This window comes from Bacillus cereus group sp. BfR-BA-01381 (assembly GCF_022663555.1).
In the GTDB taxonomy this organism is placed as follows: domain Bacteria; phylum Bacillota; class Bacilli; order Bacillales; family Bacillaceae_G; genus Bacillus_A; species Bacillus_A pacificus.
This window is the reverse complement of record NZ_JAKUFR010000380.1, coordinates 1-203: the sequence shown is the minus strand read 5'-3', so window position 1 is coordinate 203 and position 203 is coordinate 1. Positions and strand designations below refer to the sequence as shown.

Sequence of the window (203 nt, the reverse complement as noted above, 5' to 3'; positions counted from 1 at the left end):
GTTGAAAACCAGCATTTGTTCCTTGAAACACAATACTTTTTGCTGAAGCACTACCAGCGGATCCAGTGGGTCCAGTACTTCCAGTGATGCCGGTGGGTCCGGTGCTTCCAGTAGATCCGGTGATGCCAGTGGGTCCGGTGCTTCCAGTAGCCCCACTTTCTACTAAGACAATATAATCTGGAGATACATTAGGAAATCCTTGA

1 pseudogene is annotated in these 203 nt (G+C 48.3%); it reads right to left on the bottom strand.

What is annotated here, in order from left to right:
• Positions 1–203 (bottom strand): annotated as a pseudogene (locus tag MR079_RS29145) (collagen-like protein); the annotation flags it as partial.